Origin of the sequence: Acinetobacter apis (assembly GCF_900197575.1) — a bacterium.
In the GTDB taxonomy this organism is placed as follows: Bacteria; Pseudomonadota; Gammaproteobacteria; order Pseudomonadales; family Moraxellaceae; genus Acinetobacter; species Acinetobacter apis.
Genome location: NZ_FZLN01000001.1, coordinates 169,386 through 194,263, shown reverse-complemented (window position 1 = coordinate 194,263; position 24,878 = coordinate 169,386). Strand labels below are relative to the sequence as shown.

Annotated in this window: 26 protein-coding genes and 1 other RNA gene; 11 read left to right on the top strand and 16 right to left on the bottom strand. The window is 38.6% G+C overall.

Going from position 1 to position 24,878, the window contains the following annotated elements; all coding sequences use genetic code 11:
* Positions 1–27: 27 nt before the first annotated feature.
* Positions 28–1,449, top strand: coding sequence for a multidrug transporter subunit MdtD (mdtD, locus tag CFY84_RS00855; RefSeq protein WP_088822264.1), 1,422 nt, complete (start codon positions 28–30; stop codon positions 1,447–1,449).
* Here the strand turns inward: mdtD and CFY84_RS00850 are convergent, their stop codons facing one another.
* From CFY84_RS00850 to CFY84_RS00840, 3 genes are read right to left on the bottom strand one after another with little or no spacing between them, the layout of a single operon-like run.
* On the bottom strand, positions 1,450–2,364 hold the full coding sequence (locus CFY84_RS00850) for an AEC family transporter (protein ID WP_143218744.1): 915 nt from the start codon (positions 2,362–2,364) through the stop codon (positions 1,450–1,452). It lies immediately after the preceding gene.
* Between the two features lie 37 nt (positions 2,365–2,401).
* Positions 2,402–3,517: an NADH:flavin oxidoreductase/NADH oxidase gene (locus tag CFY84_RS00845; RefSeq protein WP_088822262.1), complete on the bottom strand. Its 1,116-nt coding sequence runs from the start codon at positions 3,515–3,517 to the stop codon at positions 2,402–2,404.
* A gap of 19 nt (positions 3,518–3,536) precedes the next feature.
* The gene (locus CFY84_RS00840; RefSeq protein ID WP_088822261.1) at positions 3,537–5,690 is read right to left on the bottom strand and encodes a TonB-dependent receptor family protein; all 2,154 of its coding nucleotides are present in this window, start codon (positions 5,688–5,690) and stop codon (positions 3,537–3,539) included.
* A 168-nt stretch (positions 5,691–5,858) separates the two neighbouring features.
* Between CFY84_RS00840 and mutM the strand changes: the two genes are divergently transcribed.
* Positions 5,859–6,683: a bifunctional DNA-formamidopyrimidine glycosylase/DNA-(apurinic or apyrimidinic site) lyase gene (gene mutM, locus CFY84_RS00835; protein ID WP_088822260.1), complete on the top strand. Its 825-nt coding sequence runs from the start codon at positions 5,859–5,861 to the stop codon at positions 6,681–6,683.
* A gap of 1 nt (position 6,684) precedes the next feature.
* Positions 6,685–6,975: a peptidylprolyl isomerase gene (locus CFY84_RS00830; RefSeq protein ID WP_088822259.1), complete on the top strand. Its 291-nt coding sequence runs from the start codon at positions 6,685–6,687 to the stop codon at positions 6,973–6,975.
* Here the strand turns inward: CFY84_RS00830 and CFY84_RS00825 are convergent.
* On the bottom strand, positions 6,961–7,146 hold the full coding sequence (locus CFY84_RS00825) for a hypothetical protein (protein ID WP_088822258.1): 186 nt from the start codon (positions 7,144–7,146) through the stop codon (positions 6,961–6,963). The two genes, CFY84_RS00830 and CFY84_RS00825, sit on opposite strands and share 15 nt — an antisense overlap.
* Positions 7,147–7,156: 10 nt before the next feature.
* Positions 7,157–8,215 (bottom strand): RNA-guided endonuclease InsQ/TnpB family protein, encoded by a 1,059-nt coding sequence (locus tag CFY84_RS00820; RefSeq protein WP_088822257.1) that lies wholly within the window; start codon positions 8,213–8,215, stop codon positions 7,157–7,159.
* A 20-nt stretch (positions 8,216–8,235) separates the two neighbouring features.
* Here CFY84_RS00820 and tnpA point away from each other — a divergent pair, with 20 nt between their 5' ends.
* Complete coding sequence (gene tnpA / locus CFY84_RS00815) at positions 8,236–8,649, top strand: IS200/IS605 family transposase (RefSeq protein ID WP_088822256.1); 414 nt, start codon at positions 8,236–8,238, stop codon at positions 8,647–8,649.
* Positions 8,650–8,694: 45 nt separating this feature from the next.
* On the opposite strand, the gene CFY84_RS11350 is transcribed toward tnpA, so the two are convergent.
* From CFY84_RS11350 to typA, 4 genes are all read right to left on the bottom strand, one after another.
* Positions 8,695–8,823, bottom strand: coding sequence for a hypothetical protein (locus tag CFY84_RS11350; RefSeq protein ID WP_265734641.1), 129 nt, complete (start codon positions 8,821–8,823; stop codon positions 8,695–8,697).
* 95 nt (positions 8,824–8,918) lie between these two features.
* Positions 8,919–9,689 (bottom strand): SDR family oxidoreductase, encoded by a 771-nt coding sequence (locus CFY84_RS00810; protein ID WP_088822255.1) that lies wholly within the window; start codon positions 9,687–9,689, stop codon positions 8,919–8,921.
* A 327-nt stretch (positions 9,690–10,016) separates the two neighbouring features.
* Entirely contained in the window at positions 10,017–10,457 is a 441-nt protein-coding gene (gene mscL, locus CFY84_RS00805; protein WP_088822254.1) for a large conductance mechanosensitive channel protein MscL, read from the bottom strand.
* A 212-nt stretch (positions 10,458–10,669) separates the two neighbouring features.
* Complete coding sequence (gene typA, locus CFY84_RS00800) at positions 10,670–12,508, bottom strand: translational GTPase TypA (protein ID WP_088822253.1); 1,839 nt, start codon at positions 12,506–12,508, stop codon at positions 10,670–10,672.
* A 169-nt stretch (positions 12,509–12,677) separates the two neighbouring features.
* Here typA and CFY84_RS00795 point away from each other — a divergent pair, with 169 nt between their 5' ends.
* The 4 genes from CFY84_RS00795 to CFY84_RS11240 all read left to right on the top strand — a co-directional run bounded on the left by CFY84_RS00795 (position 12,678) and on the right by CFY84_RS11240 (position 16,840).
* Positions 12,678–14,048: a nucleobase:cation symporter-2 family protein gene (locus CFY84_RS00795; protein WP_088822252.1), complete on the top strand. Its 1,371-nt coding sequence runs from the start codon at positions 12,678–12,680 to the stop codon at positions 14,046–14,048.
* Positions 14,049–14,080: 32 nt separating this feature from the next.
* Positions 14,081–15,091, top strand: coding sequence for a class I SAM-dependent methyltransferase (locus CFY84_RS00790; RefSeq protein WP_088822251.1), 1,011 nt, complete (start codon positions 14,081–14,083; stop codon positions 15,089–15,091).
* Positions 15,092–15,115: 24 nt separating this feature from the next.
* The gene (locus CFY84_RS00785; RefSeq protein ID WP_088822250.1) at positions 15,116–16,588 is read left to right on the top strand and encodes an amino acid permease; all 1,473 of its coding nucleotides are present in this window, start codon (positions 15,116–15,118) and stop codon (positions 16,586–16,588) included.
* Between the two features lie 96 nt (positions 16,589–16,684).
* Positions 16,685–16,840, top strand: a complete 156-nt coding sequence (locus tag CFY84_RS11240) for a hypothetical protein (RefSeq protein ID WP_171289009.1) — start codon at positions 16,685–16,687, stop codon at positions 16,838–16,840.
* Between the two features lie 94 nt (positions 16,841–16,934).
* Here CFY84_RS11240 and lysM read toward each other — a convergent pair whose 3' ends face one another.
* From lysM to CFY84_RS00755, 6 genes are all read right to left on the bottom strand, one after another.
* The gene (lysM, locus tag CFY84_RS00780; RefSeq protein ID WP_088822249.1) at positions 16,935–17,441 is read right to left on the bottom strand and encodes a peptidoglycan-binding protein LysM; all 507 of its coding nucleotides are present in this window, start codon (positions 17,439–17,441) and stop codon (positions 16,935–16,937) included.
* Between the two features lie 173 nt (positions 17,442–17,614).
* The gene (omp38, locus tag CFY84_RS00775; RefSeq protein ID WP_088822248.1) at positions 17,615–18,700 is read right to left on the bottom strand and encodes an outer membrane protein Omp38; all 1,086 of its coding nucleotides are present in this window, start codon (positions 18,698–18,700) and stop codon (positions 17,615–17,617) included.
* A gap of 338 nt (positions 18,701–19,038) precedes the next feature.
* Positions 19,039–19,281 carry a hypothetical protein gene (locus CFY84_RS00770; RefSeq protein WP_088823346.1) on the bottom strand — a complete coding sequence of 81 codons (243 nt, stop codon included), beginning with the start codon at positions 19,279–19,281 and terminating at the stop codon, positions 19,039–19,041.
* Between the two features lie 142 nt (positions 19,282–19,423).
* Positions 19,424–20,650 carry an FAD-dependent monooxygenase gene (locus CFY84_RS00765; protein ID WP_088822247.1) on the bottom strand — a complete coding sequence of 409 codons (1,227 nt, stop codon included), beginning with the start codon at positions 20,648–20,650 and terminating at the stop codon, positions 19,424–19,426.
* Positions 20,647–21,852 (bottom strand): FAD-dependent monooxygenase, encoded by a 1,206-nt coding sequence (locus CFY84_RS00760; protein ID WP_088822246.1) that lies wholly within the window; start codon positions 21,850–21,852, stop codon positions 20,647–20,649. Before CFY84_RS00760 ends, CFY84_RS00765 begins: the two co-directional genes overlap by 4 nt.
* Positions 21,853–22,128: 276 nt before the next feature.
* Positions 22,129–22,758, bottom strand: a complete 630-nt coding sequence (locus tag CFY84_RS00755; protein WP_088822245.1) for a UPF0149 family protein — start codon at positions 22,756–22,758, stop codon at positions 22,129–22,131.
* Positions 22,759–22,822: 64 nt separating this feature from the next.
* Here CFY84_RS00755 and CFY84_RS00750 point away from each other — a divergent pair, with 64 nt between their 5' ends.
* From CFY84_RS00750 to ssrS, 3 genes are all read left to right on the top strand, one after another.
* Positions 22,823–23,380, top strand: coding sequence for a hypothetical protein (locus CFY84_RS00750; RefSeq protein WP_088822244.1), 558 nt, complete (start codon positions 22,823–22,825; stop codon positions 23,378–23,380).
* Positions 23,377–23,673: a cell division protein ZapA gene (locus tag CFY84_RS00745; protein ID WP_088822243.1), complete on the top strand. Its 297-nt coding sequence runs from the start codon at positions 23,377–23,379 to the stop codon at positions 23,671–23,673. The genes CFY84_RS00750 and CFY84_RS00745 overlap by 4 nt, the downstream gene beginning before the upstream one ends.
* Positions 23,674–23,786: 113 nt before the next feature.
* Positions 23,787–23,971: non-coding RNA, 6S RNA (gene ssrS, locus CFY84_RS00740), on the top strand.
* On the opposite strand, the gene folP is transcribed toward ssrS, so the two are convergent.
* The gene (gene folP / locus CFY84_RS00735; RefSeq protein ID WP_088823345.1) at positions 23,969–24,820 is read right to left on the bottom strand and encodes a dihydropteroate synthase; all 852 of its coding nucleotides are present in this window, start codon (positions 24,818–24,820) and stop codon (positions 23,969–23,971) included. The genes ssrS and folP overlap by 3 nt on opposite strands.
* Between the last annotated feature and the right edge of the window lie 58 nt (positions 24,821–24,878).

Below are 24,878 nucleotides of genomic sequence, written 5' to 3'. Positions count from 1 at the left end.
AATAAAAATTAAAAAGTAGATAAAACCATGAAAAATACCCAAACCACGGCCAAAGACAAGCCGGAACCCATTGATGTGCAATATCGTCCAATACTATGGCTTGTGGCCATGGGTTTTTTCATGCAGCAATTAGACAGTACTATTATTAATACCGCTCTGCCCAATATTGCAAAAAGCTTAAATGAAAATCCACTGAATATGCAGTCCGTAATTGTGGCTTATGTACTTGCAATGGCAGTCACTATTCCTTTAAGCGGTTGGGTCACTGACCGGTATGGTATTCGCAAAACTTACTTTGCAGCGATCATCTTATTTAGCGTGGCCTCTGTGGCATGTGCAATTTCTCAAACATTAAACCAATTGGTCATTGCTCGTGTCTTTCAAGGTATTGGCGGTGCATTATTACAACCTGTTGGTCGTTTAACCTTGCTTAAAGTCATGCCTAAAAAACAGCTACTTGCTGCACTGAGTTTTGTCAGTATTCCTGGATTGGTCGGACCGCTGATCGGACCAAGCTTAGGTGGCGCCTTGGTTGAACTTGTCAGTTGGCATTGGATTTTCTTTATTAATGTCCCCATTGGAATTGTTGGTGCATTTTTTACCTTAAGAATATTACCTGATTTAAAAATGATGAATTTAGAGCCCTTTGATTATGTCGGCTTTCTATTTATTGCTGTCAGTATGGTGAGCTTATCCTTCGTACTTGAAAGTATGGTTGACCCATCACACTCGCAAGCACATACCCTCATTTTATTAATTGTTGGTTTATCAGCAGGTGCATCTTATTGGTTGCATGCCATTCGCCATCACTCACCTCTATTTCATACCTCTATCTTTAAAGTAGATACATTTAGTATTGGTATTTTAGGCAATCTTTTTGCACGGCTTGGCAATGGTGCAATTCCATTTATGCTTCCACTCATGCTACAAGTGGTTTTAGGATTTAATCCCACCATTGCAGGTTTAATGATGATTCCATTGGCAATTGGTTCAATGATCATTAAACAGTACATCACTAAGATTATTTATCGCTTTGGCTACCGTAATGTATTAACCACCAACACCATTTTAGTGGGATTAGGCATTGCAAGCCTTGCTGCAATTTCACCAAGCACACCATTGTGGTGGCAGGTTATTCATTTCTTTTTAATTGGTATTGTTAATTCTATTCAATTTACTGCCATGAATACAGTCACTATTAAAGACTTAACCACCGATGACGCCAGCAGTGGCAACAGTTTGCTGTCTGTGGTGCAACAATTGTCCATGAGTATGGGGGTTGCAATTGCAGGCGCAGTCCTTAATAATTTCATCCATATCTATGGTAAAACCCAAATGTTATTGTCATTTCAATATACATTTATTTGTTTGGGAAGCATTACCGTATGTGCAAGTTGGATCTTTTGGCAATTAAGAAAACAAAATGCACCAAGAAAATCCACACGTTAATTAAGACCACCAAAGCACAGTTAAAATACTCATGAATGCCAAACTCAGTAAAGTGCTTAATGTAAGAACATTTGATGCTTTTTTTTCTAAACCGTAAATTTGTCCCAACATAATAAATAAAGTTGGCATGGGCAATAAAGCAATTAACACCCCTGCATGGACCATGTCTAGGTCAGCATCAGGCCATAATTGAAATAAAATAAAGACTATACTCGGAAAAACAATGACTTTTAAAACAACAAGCAACATTGAAGGTACATCAATATGCTTTAAAATTAATGGTGATAAATTGGCACCAATAATAACAAGCGCAGCAGGTGCAGCAGCCTGACCCAAAAGCTCTAAAGGTTCATCAATAATGACTGGTAACGTCACTTCAAACGTAATACAGCCCATGGCAATTAAAATTGAAATAACCAATGGATTACGAATTAACTGTCGCAATACTTTGGCTGAAATATCAGAAAAGGTGTTTTTTTGATATAAACCTGGATCGGTTAAAAGCAACATTAAACAGGTCATCACCACACTGTCGAATAAAATCGTCAGCGCAAGATAGTTAATAATATCATTACCAATCAGCATGGGAATTAATGCGGTGCCCAAAAGCCCTGTGTTCGATACCGCTGCACCCAATGAAATAATCAGTACAGATGAAAATCGATATTTAAATATCTTTTTAAAAATCAGATATGTCGCGATAAATAAAAGTAATGTGGCAACAATATAAACAACAAGGTATGTAGGAACCCATAAATCTTGTAAAGATTGGGTGGATAACGCATGTAAGATATAAGCAGGTAAAGAAACCTTCATGACGAAAGTTCCTAAACTTTTGATTTGCTCGTGGTTTAAAAGCCCAATTCTTACACTAACAAACCCCACCAACATTAATATGAAGACGGGAACAATCACAGTCAGTAACACATCAGGCGCTCTACAATAAAATTAATCAATGTCTAAATGGCTTAAACAGATCCTTAACACCATGTGGCTGACAACGTAAATATTGTGGTGAAATATGAATATTTTCACCCAGCTCTGCTGCAGCATGCCAAGGCCAGCGAGGGTTATATTGTATAATCCGAGCTAAAGCAACAGCATCTGCTTGATCATTTTGTAAGATTTGTTCAGCTTGTGTTGCTTGTGTAATCAGACCGACTGCAATGACAGGAATATTGACTTGCGCCTTAATGGCTTGTGCATAAGGTACTTGATAGTTTTCTTTAATATCAATTTGCTGATGTTCATGCAGACCACCGGTCGACACATGAATGTAAACCACACCAAGATGCTCTAAGGCACTTGATAATTGAATACTTGAATCAATATCCCAGCTCTCTACTGCCATCCAGTCTGTAGCTGAAATTCGTACACCTATTGGAAAATGAGCAGGTACAACACTTTGAATTGCCTGGATTGTTTCTAATACCATCCGCATACGGTTTTCAGGCGAACCACCATATTCATCTGTACGCTGGTTTGAGAGTGGGGATAAAAACTGATGTAACAAATAACCATGTGCAGCATGAACTTCAATTAAATCAAATCCTGCATCTACAGCGCGTTTTGCTGCGTCTGCAAACTGTTGTTGAATGTGTTTAATTTCAGTATGGCTTAGTGCTTTAGGTGACACATGATCTGGCTTAAAAGCAATATCACTAGGTGCAACAGTTTGCCAACCTAACGCATCTTCAGGCGGCAATTGTTTTCCACCTTTCCAAGGTAAATCGGATGATGCCTTACGTCCTGCATGCGAAAGCTGAATTGCAAACGGCATAGGCGACAAAGATTTAACTTGTTGCAATTGATGTTTGATTTTCTCAGCTTGCTGATCATTCCATAATCCCAAATCAGCATAACTAATTCTGCCTTCAGGGCTCACCGCTGTGGCTTCTATAATGGTTAACCCTGCCCCAGACAACGCATAACTTGCCCACTGCTGTGCATGCCAATAGGTAGGTTCACCCTGTTCTGTTGCAGAATATTGGCACATCGGTGCAATAATAATTTTATTTTCTAATGTCAGTGTTCCACATGCCAATGATTGAAATAATTGACTCGTCATCCTAACCTCTTATTTTTTGTTAAAATAGCTTAGTAATACTCAGGCCTGCGCCCCAATAACGGCGATCCGCAGGTTCAAAATACCGACCATTGCTGTCATTTACAATCACTGAACCAATATATTTACGATTAAACGCATTATCTAAACGTGCATACGCATTTAATGACCATTCTTTCACTTTATAAGCATACCCTACATTAAATGCGGTAATGGTATAACTTGGTGCAGCATCTGAGTTTTGATCATCAACATACATTTTATCCATATAGCGTATATCAACACCTGCTCGAAATCCTGTATCAGGCTGCCATGCTAAACTAGCATAGGCTTGGTTTTTAGCAAGACCTGGAATTGCTGCACCTTTTTTAATATTATTAGTTGTATCAACTGCTTGCACGTCTGCGTTAAAACGTGCATCTAAATAGCTATAAGTTGCTTGAGCAATTAGTTGCTTCCAAATCTTTTTGGTCCAAGAAAACTCAAGTCCCTTACGAATGGTTTGATCTGCATTTTGGAATGTAGCACGACCATTTGTGCTACCAGCTGACACAATATCATTTGTGGTATGGCTCTCAAAGGCCACTGCTGAAAAATAACCAAGCTGATGATTGGTTTTAATTCCAATTTCATAATTGTCACTGCTAGATGGCAATAGATTATTGTTAAAACCAAGCTGACCATCTGGTCGGTATGTTGTTTCAGTAAATGTTGGCGTTTCAAAACCTTTCGCATAACTCATATATAACAAGGTACTTGGCAATACTTGAAAGCTTAATGCTGCTGAAGGTAAAAACTTTTGATACACTTTATCGCCACTGTCATCACCATTATTGCCTACAATAAATTGATCTTCTGACTTATAGTGCACATTGCTAAAGCGCATCCCTGTGTCTAAGCGCCAATCAGGTAAAATCTGCCATGATGCCTGTAAATATGGATCAATATTCCATAATGTATTGTCTTCATCACGGCGTTTATTGCCTTGTACCCCAAAGTCATAATCTGTAGCTGCTGTATTTGCAGATGTACGCAAAAAGTTTTCAAAACCGCGTCGTGAATCATGCATACCATCTAAAGCCACCCCTAAACTAATATCTGTACTCGGCAATAAATCTGTTCCCGTCCAGCGTAAGTCCATTCCATAATAAGCACGGTCAAAAGAAATAATGCCGCCCGTATTACTTTCATTGGCGCGCTGCGTGGTGTTTGGAATAGATTGATACTGAGTCACTCCTCGATAACCCACATACCCCATCACATAAAGCGTTTGCTGATCATCAATTCGCTTTAACCATGTTAAGCCTGTTTGAACTTGTTCTAATTCTTTACGTGTATTGTATTTATAAGATGCATCAACAGCTTGTTTAGGATCAGTTTGCCATGCTGCTCTGGTCAAACCCATTGGATCATCTGCTGTACTTTTGACATAGTTGGTAATCCAATTGATTTTACTGCCATCTTCTAAATTCCAAGTCAACTTGGCATTATTCATGAGCTTATTGGCACCACTATTGTCACGATAACCATCGGTATTAAAGTAAGATGAGCTGATGATATAAGCAGGTTCACCGCGCTCTCCTGAACCGCCTTGTAAAATAACACCTGAATGATTACTGTCGTGCTTGCCTGCACCATAGTTTAAGGTGACAGAATCGTCGCCTGTTCCTTCTTTGGTATGAGTGAGTAAGACACCGCCTGATGAATTCCCATATAAAGATGAAAATGGTCCTGTTAAAATTTCAACATGGTCTAAACTATATAAATCAATATTAGAGGTTTGACCTTGACCATCTGGCATAGTGGCAGGAATACCATCGACATAAATGCGGATGCCTCGGACACCAAACGTTGATCTTGCTCCAAAGCCGCGCATAGACAGCTGTAAATCCTGCGCGTAGTTTTGTCGATTATTCAATTGTAAACTTGGAATACCCCGAACCACCTCCGTCAAATTGACGCCAATATCTCGAGTTTGCGTTGGAACATCAGCTCGATAAATTGATGCAGGCGTATTTAAATAGGTGGTCCCCGTTCGTGTGGCTTCTGCTTTAATAGCAGGTAAATTACTATCAATCAAAAATACGTTTTGTCCCGCATACAAATTTAAGCTGAAGGTTGCAGGTACTAAAAAAAACACTGCATTTAAAATTTTTATAGACACGCTAGATTTCATACTTGAACTCTTGTCATTTTTATAATTCTAAATTGAGGATTGTAACAGTAATCATGATAAATATAACCTAATGTTACATATAAAACAGATTTAATCACCATTTTTTAAGTAATTTATTGAAGCATGGTAAAATATATTTTCCATTTATAAATATGACTTCCCTTATTTATGCCTGAACTCCCAGAAGTTGAAACAACAAAATCGAGTCTACTCCCTTTGCTTGATCAACGGGTTAAGTCTGTTTCAGTTCATCAACCTAAATTACGTTGGCCAATTCCAGCAGACGTGTCTCAACTTACAGGGCAACGTCTAATTGCACTTTCTAGACGTTCAAAATATATTTTCGCGACATTTGAACAGGCAACTATGCTTTGGCATTTAGGTATGTCAGGCAGTTTTCGTATTTGCAATGCCAATGAGCCACTGCGTAAACATGATCATTTTATTATTCAGTTTGATGATTTTGAGTTACGTTACCATGACCCAAGACGTTTTGGCTGTATTCTTTGGCTAAATGAAACCACCCAAAAACAATTAATTGATCCACTCGGTCCTGAGCCGTTAAGTGATGATTTTGATGCAGATTATTTGTACAACGCCTTAAAAAGCAAAAAAACAGCCATCAAAGTCGCCATCATGGACAACCATGTTGTGGTTGGTGTTGGTAATATTTATGCCACAGAAAGCCTCTTCAATATTGGAGTTCATCCTGCACAGCCTGCGCATACATTAACTTCTGCACAGATTGAAAAATTGGTTATAGAGATTAAACGTATACTCAAACAAGCGATTCGACTTGGTGGCTCGACATTGCGTGACTATACCAATGCATCTGGTGAAAATGGGTATTTTCAGCAAACATTATTGGTGTATGGCCGAGCAGGTGAAATGTGTGTTCAATGTGAAACCACACTAGAAAATATTAAGCTTGGACAGCGTGCTAGTGTCTTTTGCCCTATTTGCCAAGCCTTACCTGTGATTAAGGAAAAATAACATGTCTACAGCCATTGTACGCCACATTTTAGTCAAGGACATTGCTTTAGCTCAGCAATTAAAAGAAAAACTCGCTCGTGGTGCAGACTTTGCTAAGCTCGCGAAACAGCACTCAACTTGTAATTCAGCAAGTCGTGGCGGCGAATTAGGTGAAATTAAAAAAGGGCAATTGGTACCTGTCATTGATAAATTGGTGTTTTCAGCACCCGAAAAAACAATTCAAGGCCCAATCAAAAGTAAATTTGGCTTCCACTTGGTTGAAGTGAAATTTCGTATGTCAAGTTTTCGTTGATTTTAATGCTAAAACATGCTGAATGAAATATTCAACATCTTCATGAGCATAACCAAGTAATAAGCCAATTTCTCGTTCAACCTCAGGAATAAACTGAGGTGGTGTGTGACTAAGATGTAATAATTCAGCAAGCCGCAAAACTTGGTTTGAGTTTGGAGTTTTAGTTGACATCCTCCCCGACCTAAAGGACGGGGATTCCTCCTGCGAGACGCTCATGTCCGAGCGCAAGAATATTCAGTGCTGAGTTTATATCTCGATCATGGAGCGTACCGCACTCCATGCACTGCCATTCCCTTATTCCAAGACCTGTTCTACCTTTCGGACTACTGAGCCGTGAGCTACAGCACGAACACGTTTGAGTGGTATACGCTTCGTTGACTTCCTCAAACCATACGCCTGCGTTCTCGCATTTGTACTTGAGCATGGTTCTTAAGGTTGTCCAACTTGCATCGAGTACAGACTTAGCTAATTTTGTCTGTGCTAATGCTTTGGCATTTACATTACCAACAATGATCATTGCATGACTATTCACAAGTTTGTGTGTGAATTGATGCAACATATTCTGTCTAATATTCTTAATCTTGGCATGAATCGCTTTGACACGTTTTTTGTTCTTGGCTCTTTGGGCAATACCCAACTTTTGTTCATACTGCCGATAGATTTTAGGAGCTTTGAGTTTTACACCATCTGAGCATGTTGCAAGGTCTTTTAGCCCTAGATCAATACCAATGGCTGTGGTTGATGTTGTTTTCTCTATCTTTGGTGCTTCTACAACTAAACAGACATACCAACGCCGACGACTATCTTCAACAAATTCACCTGTCTTAACTTTGTATTTTGAGAGTCCGTAGCTATCCCATAATTTGAATTGATGCTTACCATACTGAACATAACCATCAGCGTACTTCACAGCAACTTTTTTAAATGGAATCCAACCCAGTGAACGTCTTGCAGATTTCTTATTGCTTACACGCCAATTTAGCTTGGCTTTCTTAAATTGTTTGCGTCTTGTAATGAGTTCTTCTGTCACTGCCTGCACAGTTTGGCTATGTAAGCCACACTCTTTTGATGTGCCTTTAGTGTATTTGGCAACATCATAGGCTGAGAAGAATTGACCTGTTTTTTTGAGATGCTTAAAACACAAATCATTCACATAGTTCCAAACAAAGTTCACTTCAGATGCGAGTTGGTCTAACACCTTGCAATGTTTGTCTTTTATGCGTAATTTAAGTGTTTTCATTATTTTAATATATTTGGTCTATGATTAATAGTCAAGAGATTAGAACAGGTCGACACTGTGTTTTTAACATGCACGTTCATTTAGTCTTTGTGGCTAAATATCGTAGAGATGTATTTTCAAAAGATATGCTTTTAACCATGCAAGAGGTCTTTGGGCGTGTCTGTATAGACTTTGAAGCAGAGTTAGTTGAGTTTAATGGTGAGCACGACCATGTCCATTTACTTGTAAATTATCCACCTAAAGTTGCTATCTCTAGCCTAGTGAATAGTCTAAAAGGTGCATCTAGCCGTATTTTACGAAAGAAGCACCCTGAAATTAGAAACAAATTATGGGGAAATGCCCTGTGGTCACCTAGCTATTTCGCTTCGTCCTGTGGAGGAGCACCCATTGGAATTATTAAACAATACATTCAGCAACAGCAAACACCGCATTAGCAATCCTAACTAATCCCCACAAGGGGGGACTAGCGGATTGCAGCCTTATATCCCCGACTTGAAGGACGGGGTTTTACGGCTAAACTGATAAAAAAGCGCTAAATCTTTTTGACCTTGTAACATCAGTTCAAGTTCTTTGCCTTCATGTGGCCCTAATGAGGGATGCTGTGTCATGAGATACCTGTAAACATCATGCTTTTTTTATCGATAACACCGATTCTATTAAAAAACTCGCTAATAATAGCGAGTTTTTTTAACTTACTTTAAGCTTAAGCTTCCCAAAGATCTTTTTGGGTTGTTTTCACTGTCTCTACTTGTTCTGCAGGGAATACATTACGGAATTTTGATTTTAGATCAACAATCACATCCACAAATTGAGCAATATCACGCTCTGCAGGGACTTGTTCTAAAGGAAACTTAGGATTGTCATGGTTTAGGACACTTGTTTCTTTGTCATACCAGTTGTTACTTGCTTCAATCATGCGGTCATTAAAGCCCGTTTCATATGGACCTGGGTTAATGGTTGCAATACTGATATTAAACTCTTCAGACAACTCAGCTTTAAATGCTTCAGCTGCAGCTTCTAAAGCATGCTTAGATGCACAATATGCACCAATTGATTTTACTGTCATTAAACCTGCAATTGACGAAATGAAAACTACACGGCCAGATTTACGTTTTGTAAACTGTCTAAGGAACTGCTGAGTGATATCAACTGTTGCAAAGAAATTCACTTCAAATTGTTTTTTTAACGCAGCTTGTGGGATATCAATTAAAGCGCCGCCTTCACCTACACCTGCATTATTCACTAAAATATCAATATCAAATTTTAATGCATGAGTAATGTCAGTTTGACTGGTAATATCTAATTTAAACACTTCTTTAAGTTCTAAATTATGAGCTTTCGATTCACGATGTAATAATGTAATTTGGCTAGGAAGTTCTACCCCTGCATAAACTTCATGGCCTCTTTTGGCAAGTTCAAATACGATATGCTGACCAAAACCACTACCTGCACCTGTTACAAGAACTTTTGACATTGTCATTTACCTTTATTTATTGATGTTTATTTTAAATTTATGATTTAACTTGAATGCAAACCATCAAGAAATTTTTATAAATATGCTTAGCTTGCTTTACTTAATGTATATGGCTGCTGTAATTAATCAATCATTGTTCATAATTAAAAACGTGTTCGCAACGCCATGTAACAGAAACCAATTTATCGTAATTTTTAATTAATTTTAATGTTTTAATTGTTTTTATTTATTAACAGAAGTAAGAACGTAGCGATGTTTTATTAGAGTTTTACATCAGCTTGGCACATACCGCATACATGAGATGCGGTATCTACCAATCCGTCAAAATTAACCTTCTTTACGAAGCTTAAGCTCATCACGAATTTCACGTAATAATTGAATATCTTCTGGTGTTGGAGCAGGCTTTGCAGGTGCCTCTTCTTCTTTACGGCGCATTTTATTAATAAGTTTGACCATGACAAAAACAACCCATGCCAAAATAATAAAGTTAATAAAAATAGTAATAAAGTTACCATAGGTCAGTACGTTAATGCCTGCTTTTTGCAGGTCAGTTAAAGACTGTAAGTTGTTTGGGTTTTGACCTAAAACAAAAAACTTTTGGGTGAAGTCGACCCCTCCACCTGTAATTAACGTAATCACAGGCATAATGACGTCTTTCACTAAAGAGTCTACAATTTTACCAAATGCACCACCAATAATTACACCCACCGCTAAGTCAATCATGTTGCCTTTAACAGCAAACTCTCTAAATTCTTTAATTATACTCATTTATGATCTCCACAATTTTTATCTATAATCTTCGACAAGCTATGATCTTAAAGAAGGTCATCCCCCTTCATTAATAGTCAGCTTCTATTTTTATCTTAGTTAATTTAATCTTTTTTAATGAAAAAAAAAGGAATAACTACTTGAAACATACAATTTTATTTTAAAAGATAAAAAAAGCCGTCTAAATAGACGGCTTTTTAATATTCTAAAAATTATTTACCACGATTACGCTTACGTTCGTTTTCAGTTAAATATCTCTTACGAACACGAATCGATTTTGGTGTTACTTCAACAAGCTCGTCATCTTCGATGAATTCAAGTGCTTGTTCAAGTGTCATGCGAATCGCAGGTGTTAACGTTAATGCTTCATCAGTACCTGATGCACGCATGTTGGTTAATTGCTTCGCTTTGGTTGGGTTCACTGTCATGTCGTCTGAACGCGAGTTAATACCAACGATCATACCTTCATAGACTTCAAGCTGTGGCTCTGCAAATAAACGACCACGGTCTTGTAATGTAAATAAAGCAAATGCTAAACATGTACCATTGACCATTGATACAAGTACACCATTTTGACGTTTCGCAACAGCACCTTGCTTCGCAGGACCATAATGCGAGAAGCTTGATGTCATGATCCCTGAACCAGAAGTAATGGTTAGGAATTCTGAACGGAAACCAATTAAGCCACGAGAAGGAACAGTCGCTTCAATACGCATACGACCTTTACCGTCAAGCTCCATATTGGTCATTTCGCCTTTACGGTTACCCATCTGCTCCATGATCGCACCTTGATGCTGTTCTTCAACATCAAAAGTTACGTTTTCATATGGCTCTTCAATTTTACCATCAACTTCTTTCATGATTACTTCAGGACGAGATACACCCATCTCAAAGCCTTCACGACGCATGTTTTCGATTAATACAGATAAATGAAGCTCACCACGACCTGAAACTTTGAAACGGTCTGGACTGTCTGTATCTTCAACACGTAACGCCACGTTATGGATCAATTCACGATCTAAACGCTCACGAATATTACGTGAAGTGACAAATTTACCTTCACGACCTGCAAATGGTGAATTGTTAACTTGGAATGTCATCGATACAGTTGGTTCATCAACTGATAATGGCGGTAACGCTTCAACATTTTTTGGATCACAAATCGTATCAGAGATGTTTAATGCATCAATACCTGTGATACATACGATATCACCTGCACCCGCTGAATCAACATCTACACGATCAAGACCGTGGTAACCCATGATTTTTAAAATACGGCCGTTACGTGTTTTGCCTTCTTTATCAATCACAGTCACTTGTGTATTCAGTTTAACTGAACCACGTTGAATACGACCAATACCGATAACACCAACAAAGCTGTTGTAGTCTAATGACGAAATTTGCATTTGGAATGGACCATCTGCATCCACTTGAGGTGGTTCAACAATATCTACGATTGTTTCAAATAATGGCGTCATGTCTGGAGCAAGGTTATCCACTTCACGACCAGCAATACCATTTAAACCTGATGCATAAACAATTGGGAAGTCTAATTGTTCATCGTTTGCACCAAGGTTATCAAACAAATCAAATACTTGATCCATTACCCAATCAGGACGCGCGCCTGGACGATCTACTTTGTTTAACACAACGATTGGTTTTAAACCGCGTGCAAAAGCTTTCGATGTTACAAAGCGTGTTTGTGGCATTGGACCATCTTGTGAGTCAACAAGAAGCAATACACAGTCAACCATTGACATGACACGTTCAACTTCACCACCAAAGTCAGCATGTCCTGGGGTGTCCACGATGTTAATGCGGTAAGTTGTGTCAGTACGCTTGTCTAACCAAGTGATAGATGTGTTTTTTGCAAGAATGGTAATACCACGTTCACTTTCAAGCGCATTGGAGTCCATAACACGCTCAATCTCGCCTGCACGATCACCCAAAGCACCTGATTGTTGAAGAAGTTTATCAACCAAAGTTGTTTTACCATGGTCGACGTGAGCAATAATTGCAATATTACGGAGATTTTTAATATCTGATGACATGAATTTCAATACGCCTATAATTTGAGGGCAAATTATACAAAAAAAAGTTACGATTTAGTAGCTAGAACCGATTGACAGTTACATTTTTTAAAAGAGATCACATGTTTTATTTTGTAAAGACATGTAAGTCGATTAGAATAGCACCATTTTTTATCTATATCACACTTTTATGTCTAAGCCATTACCATCTTCTAGTGATACATCATCTGAGTTGATTTTAGCGCTCGATGATCGTCCCAAAATGTCTGTTACGATATTGGCTGCGTTGCAACACTTATTAGCCATTTTAGTTCCAATTTTAACACCAGGCCTTCTTATTTGTGGTGCATTAAAAGTCCCTGCACATGAAACCACCATGATTTTATCCATGTCATTGATTATTTCAGGCATTGCAACTTTTTTACAATGTAAGAAATTTGGACCTTTAGGTGCAGGATTACTCATTGTACAAGGCACAAGCTTTAACTTTATTGGGCCAATCATGGCTATTGGCAGCTTAATGATTGCCAATGGAACCCCGTATCAGCATGTGATGGCCGCTATTTTTGGAGTAGTCATTGCAGGCGCATTTATTGAAATGGGTGTATCTCGCATACTTCCTTGGGTAAAAGCATTGATTACCCCACTTGTGACAGGCGTTGTGGTGCTGCTCATTGGCCTAACCTTGGTGAAAGAAGGTTTAATTAGTATGGGTGGTGGTTATGGCGCTATGGCAACAGGAACTTTTGCTGATGCAGACAACCTCATCATGTCATGCAGTGTGTTATGTATTATTATTGCATTAAATCGTATTTCAATTGTATGGATTAAAAGCTCAGCAATTTTGTTGGCCTTAGTGATCGGCTATATTCTTGCCGGCTTTATGGGTCATCTTGATTTTTCTGCTTTTGAAAATGCACCTGTGGTTCAAGTGCCGACCCCTTTTTATTATGGCTTTGCTTTTGATTGGTCATTATTTATCCCTTTGGCATTTATTTATCTTGTGACCTCACTTGAAGCCATTGGTGATATTACTGCGACCAGTAAAATCTCACAGCAACCTGTCAGCGGTCCTATTTGGATGCAACGCATTAAAGGCGGTGTCCTTGTCAATGGCGTCAATTCATTCATCGCAGGGATTTTTAATACATTCCCAAGCTCAGTGTTTGCACAAAATAATGGGGTCATTCAACTAACAAGTATCGCGAGCCGTTATGTTGGTTTATGGATTGCAGCATTGTTGGTTTTACTGGGTTTATTCCCCAAAATAGCAGGCTTAATTCAAGCAGTACCTCAAGCTGTTTTAGGGGGTGCTGTGATGGTGATGTTCGGTGCTGTTGCCGCATCAGGTATTAATATTTTGGCCGGGATTAAACTAGACCGCCGTGCATTGCTCATTATTGCCATTTCATTGGCACTTGGTTTAGGTGTAGCTCAAGTTCCTGACTTTTTAAAGCATATGCCTGAGTTGATACGTAATATTTTTAGTTCAGGTGTTGCTACAGGTGGTATTGCAGCCTTGATTTTGAATGTCATTTTGCCTGAACAAAAATCTCAATAGCAGCATTTAAATACATACAGCGAGTACAAATTATGGATGCAAAAAGTGAAGTTATTTTACGACAAACAGCGTATGTTAAAGGTCATGTACTGCTCATTAATGCACCTATTGATGATTTAACTGAAGCACTAGGAAATTCTGTATCTGCTTGTTTTTGGACATGGAATTATGCTGAATATCAACAACATTTAGCTCAACAAAAACAAAGTTACTTTGGTATTGAATTTCCACAGCAGGCTTACGACCAAATTATTATTTTTATTCCTAAAGCCAAAGAACTTTTGGCATACCTATTACATCAAGTTGCAAGCCATATGGCAGCAGGTACACCTATCTTTTTAGTGGGTGAAAAAAAAGGGGGAATTGAACGTGCTGCAAAACAAATGTCGAGTTATGGCGAAACACTCAAACTAGACAGTGCCCGCCACTGCCAACTTTGGCAAACCACTTTATCAGAAACTGTTGCGGCAAAACCACTTAGCGCATGGGTAAAAAAATACACCATTCAGGTCAATGATCAACAACTTAACATTTGTGCCCTTCCTGGTGTATTTAGTCAATCACATTTAGATCAAGGTACAGCCGTACTTTTACCCTATTTAAAGCAAGTAAGATCAGGTAAACTTGCCGACTTTGGTTGTGGCGCAGGGGTCATTAGTTGTTATTTAGCCAAGCTAAATCCTGCAAATATCATTTATGCAGCAGATGTAGATGCCTTTGCATTGAAGTCAACTGAACTTACATTTGACCTCAATCAGCTCACGTCACAACTTGAGCTTTTACCTGTGACAGGGATAGATTCATTACCTACTCGGTTACATGCCATTGTAAGTAATCCCCCCTTTCATCAAGGAATTCAAACCCACTATGCAGCGAGTGAAGCACTCTGTCTTCAATCTAAAGCACATTTAAAACGTGGTGGCGAATTGTGGATTGTGGCAAACCGCTTTTTAAATTATCCCGTGCTAATTGAACAGGCATTTAAACACTGTACGGTAAAAGCAGACCAAAGTGGCTTCAAAGTGTTATATGCCACTGCGTAAAATTTATGACAAAGGAATTAGTAGATGAGTGAAAACAATCAACCAAAGCAGTTACAGCGCAAGCTTGGTGCTCGTCATCTAAACATGATTGCAATTGGTGGATCGATTGGTACAGGACTATTCCTTGCCTCGGGTTCAACCATTGCCAATGCTGGACCTGGCGGTGCATTACTTGCTTATTCGTTGATTGGTCTCATGATTTATTTTTTAATGACGAGTCTTGGCGAGCTTGCAACACACAATCCAACCTCTGGAGCTTTTTTTACATATGGCAGTAAATATGTTGAAAAAGGCTTTGGTTTTGCTTTGGGTTGGAACTATTGGTACAACTGGGCCATTACTGTGGCTTTTGAATTGGTTGCAGTCCAATTTATTATGAAATTTTGGTTTCCTGATATCCCAGGAGTATGGTGGAGCTTGGCTTTCATTGGCATTATATTTGCGATTAATGCCCTGACAGTTAAAGGCTTTGGCGAAAGTGAATTTGTTTTCTCGCTCATTAAAGTTGTCGCCATTATCTTATTTATTTTGCTTGGTATTTTCATGATTTTTAAAATCATGATGACTGAACCAAGTGCTGTTTTTGCCAACTGGCAATATAAAGATGCGCCTTTTGTCGGTGGTTTACAAGCCATGATTGGTGTCGCCATGATTGCAGGGTTCTCATTTCAAGGTACAGAAATGGTTGGCGTTGCAGCAGGTGAATCAAAATCACCTGAAAAGACCATACCGCTTGCCATCAAACAAATCTTTTGGCGTATTTTACTGTTTTATATACTGTGTATTTTTATTATTGCCACGCTCATACATTATGATGATCCATTGTTAATGCAAGCTGCAAATAATAATGATGTTTCCGTATCTCCATTTACGTTACTGTATGAAAAAGCAGGTTTTGCATTTGCTGCAGGCTTGATGAATGCAGTCATTCTAACTGCCGTATTGTCTGCAGGAAACTCAGGTATGTACTCATCCACTCGTATGCTTTGGAATATGGCAAAAGAAGGAAGTGCACCTAAAATATTTGCACGGCTTGATCGTCGTGGTGTGCCAATGAATGCATTGTATGCGACAACGGTTGTGGCATCATTATGCTTACTTACTTATTTCATCAGTGAAAAAGAAGTTTATTTTTGGCTCTTAAACATGTCTGGCATGTGTGGCTTTATTGTATGGCTTGGCATTGCAATATCACATTATCGCTTTAGAAAAGGCTATGTTGCTCAAGGCTACCAAGTGAAAGACTTATCTTATCGAGCTAAGTTGTTCCCGTTTGGGCCATTGTTTGCATTTGCCCTATGTTTACTAATCACGCTTGGACAAAATTACCAAGCCTTTATCAGTGACCAAGTTGATTGGAAAGGAATTTTAGCAACCTATATTACCATTCCACTATTTTTGGCTGTATGGTTAATTTATAAATTCAAACATAAAACAAAGTTGATCGGTTATCAGGAAATGGATGTTCAACCTATGCGCCCAGACCAAAACAACTGATTTATTTGTTGCATCATCGCGTGTAATTGCATAAAATTCACTCAAAGCCTAGCAAATGCTAGGCTTTGATGTCTTTTCAATTCATAGGTTTAATTTATGAAACTTAAAACGCCATCATGCATAAAAAAGCGAAACCATGTTGCGCTATCTCCTTTATTGCATAAAGGTGGAATGCATGAAACAGAAAAACCAAAAGCACTTAATCGTAAAGATCGAAAACAAGCCAAACTTGCATTAAAACATAGCTATTGATTAAGGATCAAAACCATGAAAAACAGTTTACTTCTTACTGGTTCAAAAACAAAAAAGGTGCTCATGAGCACCTTTTTTGTTTTTGAACCACTGATTATTTAGGAATACGCAATACTTGACCTGGGAAAATTGCGTTCACATCAGTCAATAATGGCTTGTTAGCATCAAAAATTTTATTATATTGGTTAGCATCACCATAAAATTCTTTAGAAATTTTTGACAAGGTGTCGCCTGATTTTACTGTGTAAAATTGGCTTTCTTCTGTAGGCTCAGCACTTTCTGCAACAGTCAATTGGTCATCAACTTGGGCAACATGCTCAAGATTACCCACTGCCAATACCACTTTCTCTTTATCTGCTTGGCTTTTCACTTCGCCCTTTAAGATCGCTGTATCTGTCGTGCTGTTATAGCTAACAGATAAGTTATTCACTAATAAACCTAGTGATTGGATATGTGATAGTAATTGGTTAGCAATTTCTTGAGCAGATGGTTCTTGCGGTGCAGCAGGTGTTGATGCTGGTGCATTTTGTTCTGTAGGCTGTTGTTCTGTTTTACCTGTAATTTTATTACCAATACCTTTTACAAAATCAAAAATACCCATACGTATTACTCCTTATTGTTTAATTCATTATTTTAAAATGTTGCTATAATTCCAATATAACAAATTATTCTTATAAATCATTTACATTGCTTAACAACACGTAATGATATGTAATTTTGATAAAAAAAAGCCTCACAGATGTGAGGCCTTTTTTATGTTCAAATCAAATCAGATTACTGACCTTGACCTGGTTGAGCTAGAACTGTACGGCTACCAGTGATTGTAGCGAATACACGACGGTTCATAGCACGACCTTCTTTAGTTTTGTTATCAGCAATCGGTTGATCCCATGCGAAACCTTGAGTAGTTAAACGCGCTGGATCAATGTTGTACTGGTTAACAAGTGCAGATTTAACAGAGTTTGCACGAGCTAAAGATAAACGATCGTTCAATTTACGAGGACCTGTGTTATCTGTGTGACCATCAATACGAGCAGTTGCATTTGGATATTGATTTAATGCATCAGCAACTTTCGCGATTTCTGGACGGTATTGAGGCTTAATTACAGATTTGTTCGTGTCAAAGAACACACGAAGTTCCATATTCAAGTCTTCAGTTAACTCTTGTGGCGCTGGCGCTGGCTCAACAACAACTGGTGCTGGTGGTGGCGCTGGTTGAACAGGTTGAACGTCAACAACTGGTGCTGCTGGCTTCAAGTGTCCACCAATTACAACGTTTAGACCAGCAAGTGCTGTATAGTTCCAAAAGTCACCATTGATGTTATAAGACGCACGCGCTTCTGTACGAAGAGACAATGCATCATTTAAACGCCAAAACGCACCTAGACCTACGTTAGCCAAGCCGCCTTCACGGTTTTGGTACGATGTACGTGGTACACCATCAAAGTCATATTTGTAGTAACCACCACCGATTAGCATGTATGGCTTGATTTTGCTGTCGTAATTGTGAGTGAATAAATCACTTTTAATTAAGAAGTTACCGTTAATTTGTCTTTGCTTGTATTCAGCACCTTGTTGCGCGCCGTCTACATCACCTTTTACTTGTAAATATTCAGCTTCGAAATCGATTGCTGGTGTTAACTCAATACCTAAAGCAGCACCAATCGCAAGATCGTTTTGTAGTTCAGGACCTGTAGTTAAATGATCAGATCTGTCATTTTTGTTTGCAGTACCGTTATTATGTGTGCTGTCTTGGAAAGTGTAGCCTAGTAACAAAGGAGTTACTGTAACGCCTGCATTAGCAACCACAAACGGGGATGCTGCAAGCACTGTAGCAAGAGCTATACGACTCAGTTTCATGGAATCCTCCAGAGATAAATTTGTTTTTTTTAAGCTCAGCCTAAAATTTTTTGTTTAATTACTGAGATATAATTACCCCAGTTAGTTTTAACTAATGAACGCCTATAATACAAGAGCTGCTTCAAAAATTAAACTTTTAATAACAATAATATAAAGTTTAACAAAATTAGCATGATCTGAGTAAATCCATATAAACGATCATTTATTACATTATAAAAAACAGTGCCTTACTTAAATTGTAAATTTTTTCCAATCAGTTAAAAAAAATTACTGCCAAGTTTTAATGGCATGTAGCAACTACTTTTATCACAAAAATTACATTTAATTGCAGAAACTACTCAATCATTTGCACTTTCATCAGCAGGTACTTCGGTAATTTTTCCACCTTTTGCTAAAAAAGCAGCTATTTCATCTTCCAACGAAGCGCGCTTTTGTTGCTTTGCTGTCACAGTCAAACTTTCCGCTTCAGCAACATCAGCTTCTTTGCGCAAACGCTCTTCCGTATCTTGTTTAGTTTCTTCGCTCCTTGAATCATCTACATCATTGTCATCTGTTTCATCATAATCATCGACATCTGCCATGACATTCCCTTTTTCATCTATATTAAACAAAGCAACAACAGCCAAGCTGAATTAACGTATTGGTCATTTATTCATGGGTGTAGTATAAATAAATTTGTGTTTGAGCATATAAATCAATTTCTTATCAAATTGTTATGAAGTGTTAATAATTGTAAATAGTTTGCTTGAGTATAGACAGACCACTGGCTTGCTTCATGAAAAACTTTTTTAAATAATTTGATTGATTGACCTGTTTTAAACCAAAACTTCTTGCCCAAATAACAGAAGATACACTTGAACTTTGTAACCACTCCATCGCAGTCATACCATGCATCATCAGCTCATTATGCATTTTTCGGCGCTGAGCATAGTGTTTTAAAACATCTATACCGCCCCACTCTGTGGTTTTGGATAAACTTTTGACCAAGGTATCACACAATACAGCTGCATCTAAGCAACCAATATTTACACCTTGTCCTGCCAAAGGATGAATAACATGTGCAGCATCTCCCACCAATGCTAGCCCGGGTAAAACATAATGTTCTGCAGTACATGCTTTAAGTGGAAAACTTGCACGGCGTCGAATAGCTTTCACTTGTCCAAGCATATATAAACTCGATTGAGTCAATTGCTGAGCAAACTCATCATCACTGTACTGCATATATTGTTCACATAATGACGTAGGTAATGTCCACACGATTGATTGCCAAAAGCCATCGGTTTCACTTGCTATCGGTAAGTAAGCTAAAGGCCCTGTCGGTAAAAATATTTGTCTAGCCACATATTGATTGGGCAACTCCGTGTGGATTGCACAGCCAATTGCAGATTGTTGATAATCCAATACTTTTAAGTCAATGTTTGCTTGTTGACGAACAAAAGATTTTGCCCCATCTGCACCAATCAACAGCCTAGTTTGAATGCTTTCTCCATTCTTTAAGTTGATTTGCCACTGATTTTGAACTTGCAGGATATCTACAATCGATACATCTGTATGATAAAACGCCAATACAGCTTTCATGCGTTGCTGAATTGCTAAGTTTAAAATACTTGGCTCAACCATTGCACCTAACCATTCAGACTCTGGTGGCCGATCTTGGCTGGTATGACCAAACTCTATGTCTCCTGCGCCATTTTTATTCCAAACATGCATTCCTGTATAGGGTGCATAACGTTGAATTAATGGCCAAACTTGTACTAGTTTTAATAAATGAATTGTGGCGGGATTTAAAGCCAATACCCTTGAATCCATATTGGCTGTGATACTCTCTTCATCTAATGCACGAGCTGCATCAAGCACCATTGCTTCGATACCTGATCGTGCTAAAAGTAGAGCCGTTAAGCCCCCAACCAAACCACCGCCAACAATTACCGTATCATGATAACTACTCATGCTTTTAACCCCATTGCATAACTGGCAACCAATGGTTTGATTCCTGGAATCCGATCAAACGCGATAAGTCCTGCATTACGTGCTAATCGAAGGATTGGATGTTGATTACTAAATCCCTTGACCACGCTATCACAGAATTGAATGACACGTTTTTGATCTTTCAAACGTGCTTGCTCATAGCGCAACAACACCTCAGACTGTCCAAGATCTGCATTTTTTATATGCTGTTGTGATAAATAACGCACCAAGACATGTGCATCACGCAAACATAAATTAAATCCTTGTCCTGCAACTGGATGTATGGTGTGAGCTGCATTGCCCATCAATACTACCCGTCCTGCAACTTGACGATGCGCTAAAACTTGTGACAAGGGATAAGCAAAGCGTGGTGCTGTTTTCTCAAATATGCCTGCTCTTTGACCATAGGTATGCTGTAGTGCCTTCAAAAAGTGTTGATCGTTGTCTTCACCCAACCATTCAGCTTCAGTACCTTTTTTAACAGGCCACACCACAGAACGTCTATTGTGCCCATGAAGTGGCAATAATGCTAAAGGACCAAGCGGGCTAAAACGTTCAAAGCCAACGTGCTGATGTGGCTGAGATGTTTGCACCGTGGTCACCAATGCCACTTGATCATAATCATGGACATCTGCACCAATGCCCACTGCTTTTCGACAGAAAGAATCGCGACCATCTGCAGCAATCACAACTTGTGAATCAAAAACGTACTGCTTACCATCTTTTTCAGCAGTTAATGTGGCAGACTGTCTAGTTTGATGAAGTGCTGTCACTTTTATACCATCAATCAACTCAATTAAGTCATGCTGTCGCACTTGATTTAATAACACCCGACCTAGCCATGCATTTTCAATGACTGACCCAAAACTTTCTACTTTTTCTTCTTGTGCAAGTAACTTGGCATGGCCAAAGCCACCCTCTTCAGTTATATCAACTTCTAAAATTGGAGTAGCATAATTTTTTAAACGATCCCATAAACCAAGCTCTTGATAAATACTGACGCTGCGACGGGACAATGCACTATTTCTTGCATCAAAATTTGAATGATATGAATCTAAACTGGATTCTTCTGTATTTGGATATTGAATGGCCTCTAACAACTTCACACGTATATTCGCTTGTGCAAGCATAAGAGATAAACTTAGCCCAACCATACCGCCACCGACAATCACTACGTCTGACATGCCATTTTCCTTTGATTCATTATTTTATTTTCGAAATCACACAATCGCTTAAATCATTTTACCTATGCGCACAACATCATCTAAAATCTTTTAAATCATAGATTTAATATAGCACTTTTAGTTTAATATTTGTATTTATCGAAATACATCAAATGACTATATATTGGTTTTCCACTGACAAAGCAATAATTTAATAAACATGAAGCTCTGCTTTCATCTAAAGCAAAGCTCCTATATAACTTGGACACCCAAAGATCGAATAGTTTAAGACGTCAACTAACTTGGTCGATTCGGAGTAAACATTTCAACTACATTGCTCACATCAGATGAGCCTTTAGGTTCAACACGTTCATGGACATGGCGTAGTAAAGAGCTATCAATGACCGTAATTTTTTTACGACCTACAGCCAAACTCACAGGAATCAAACGGACAAACTCATAAAGTTCTAAATAACTTTCTTCACCATTTTCATCATCATCAGAATCTTCAAATTCAACAGCCGCCACATCTTGTAAATGACCGATTAATTCGCGTTCATCTTGACGGATATGCCCTGATGCTAAACCAAAACCTAAAATAACACCTGCACACCAATCTGCTAAAGCATATACACGGTCTTTTAATGGATGCTCTTCATCAGGCAACATTGGAACATAATCTAAATCATCTTCCGCTAAAGCATGTGCAATGTCTTTGGTTTCCTCAGTCAAAATATCTAACTGATGTTCCGTTAAAGCAGGCACATTGAGGGTTGATAAAATTAATAGCCACTGCTCAGGGGTCGGTGCTTCTGTCACACAAACAATACCTGTTAGTAAGCCATGTAACTCACTTGGGCTTGAAATTTCAACAATGTCAGAAAAATTGCTGTACCACTCGAACCAACCTGTAATATCGTCTTGCATTCGTCTATCCAATCTCTATACTGCGTATATATTACCTTTGTTTGCAACTCTGTGCGACCCACTTATGTTAGAAGAATTAAAGCGACTTCAAACGCATATCGCGAATTTTAAAACCCGTGTTCAACAACTTGAAAAAGAAACACTGTCTTTGCAGCAACTAAAAACTGCTGCAGAAAAGAGCCATCATGAGAAAATTCAACAACATGAGCTGGCAACACAAGAAAAAAACGAGCAAATTTCTAGCTTAAAAACATCATTAAGCACACTAGAAACACAGCATACAACCTTAAACCAAGATGCCAAAACACTGGCTGAACGTTATAGTCGCCTAGAAAAAGGATGTACTGACTTAAAAAGTCGCTTTCAAGAAATTTTGGCTGAACGTAATGAGCTTCGTGTAACGAAAGAGAAACTGCAACATGAGCAACTTGCAGCACAACAAGAAATTAAAGCATTAAAAGATGAGCGTGCCGTCTTAATTAAAAAAAATGAACATGCAAAATCTAAAGTTGAAACCATTGTTCAACGCTTGGCTCAACTAGGTACAAGTGAAGACCAACATGCTGAAGAAATCCAACAACTCATGCATAAAACAGATTTAGAAGAGGAGTCATCTTCATGAGTGAAGCAGTCACTGTTGAGCTACGCATTGTGGAACAAATTTTTCGTTTATCTACAACACAAGAAAAAAAGCCACAGCTTGAACAAGCCGCACAAATGTTGAATGCGAAATTTCAAGAATTTCGAAAAAACTCACCGCGAGTTGAACATAATAAATTGGTTATTATGGTGGCACTTGATTTTATGCAAGAGATCTTAGTGCTGAATAAATCATTGCAACATTATGAACAATGTAAATATTTACTGTCTTCTATTTTACAAGATATTGAAGCTGACACAGAAACATCTTCTTGATTTCAAGGTCTGTCTACATAACTCATGTATAAAGTATCATCAACTGTAAAACAACTTAACATATGAATTGCGATTGGCTCTATCAATAACGAATTGCTAGCGCTATAATAGAAACTAATCTGGGATGTTCGCCAGCGGGTCTGATTCCCCTGAGCCGATATCTACACCATAGGATTGCGTTCTGCATGCTTAGAGCGTATGCCTACCCTCGAGTAGGACACCCAACAAGTATGCGTCGCGTCCACCTTGAACTTTAGGGTTCAAGGGTAAAGACATGCAGCGGCATCCTGGAGCCTTATTTATATAATTTCATCCAAAGATCTAAAGCTTGTTTCGTTTCAGAAACATCATGCACACGTACAATACTTGCACCCTGCTGTACAGACAATAGATGTCCTATGACGCTACCAATCATACGATCGGTGGCTTTTTGTTGTGCTGTAATCTCACCAATAAATCGTTTTCGCGATAGACCCGATAATATCGGTAAGCCAAATTGGTGTAACTGCCAAAGCTGATTTAATAATTCTACATTGTGATCAGTATTTTTTGCAAAACCAAAGCCTGGGTCAATAATAATACGATCTCGCTCAACACCTGCTTGTACAGCCTGTTCAACTTTTTCTGATAATTCAGCAATAACTTCATGCATAAGATCATTATATGATGCCAGTTGATTCATGGTCGTAGGCTCACCACGCATATGCATCAATATCACAGGAATATTTAGCTTTGCTGCCATGTGTAAAGCACCAGGTCGGGTTAATGCTCTTACATCGTTCCAAATATGCGCACCTGCTTGTACAGCCTGCTGAATGACTTGTGGTTCACTCGTATCAATAGATATCCATGCACATTGATGCCTTGCAAGTGCTTCAACGACAGGGACCACACGAGCCAATTCTTCATCCACTGCAACATGTGCTGCACCTGGCCGAGTAGACTCTCCGCCAATATCAATAATCGTTGCACCTTGTTCAACCATATGCAAAGCACGTGCAACTGCGTTTTCAACAAATTGATACTGTCCACCATCACTAAATGAGTCGGGTGTGACATTTAAAATCCCCATAATATGAGGTCTTGAAAGGTCTAAACGCTGATTGCCAGATAAGATGGTTTTTTGGGGAAGTGCATGTAACTGCATGGTGAAATCCAAATCAAGAATAAATGCAATAAAAAGAGCCACCAAAGTGACTCTTTTC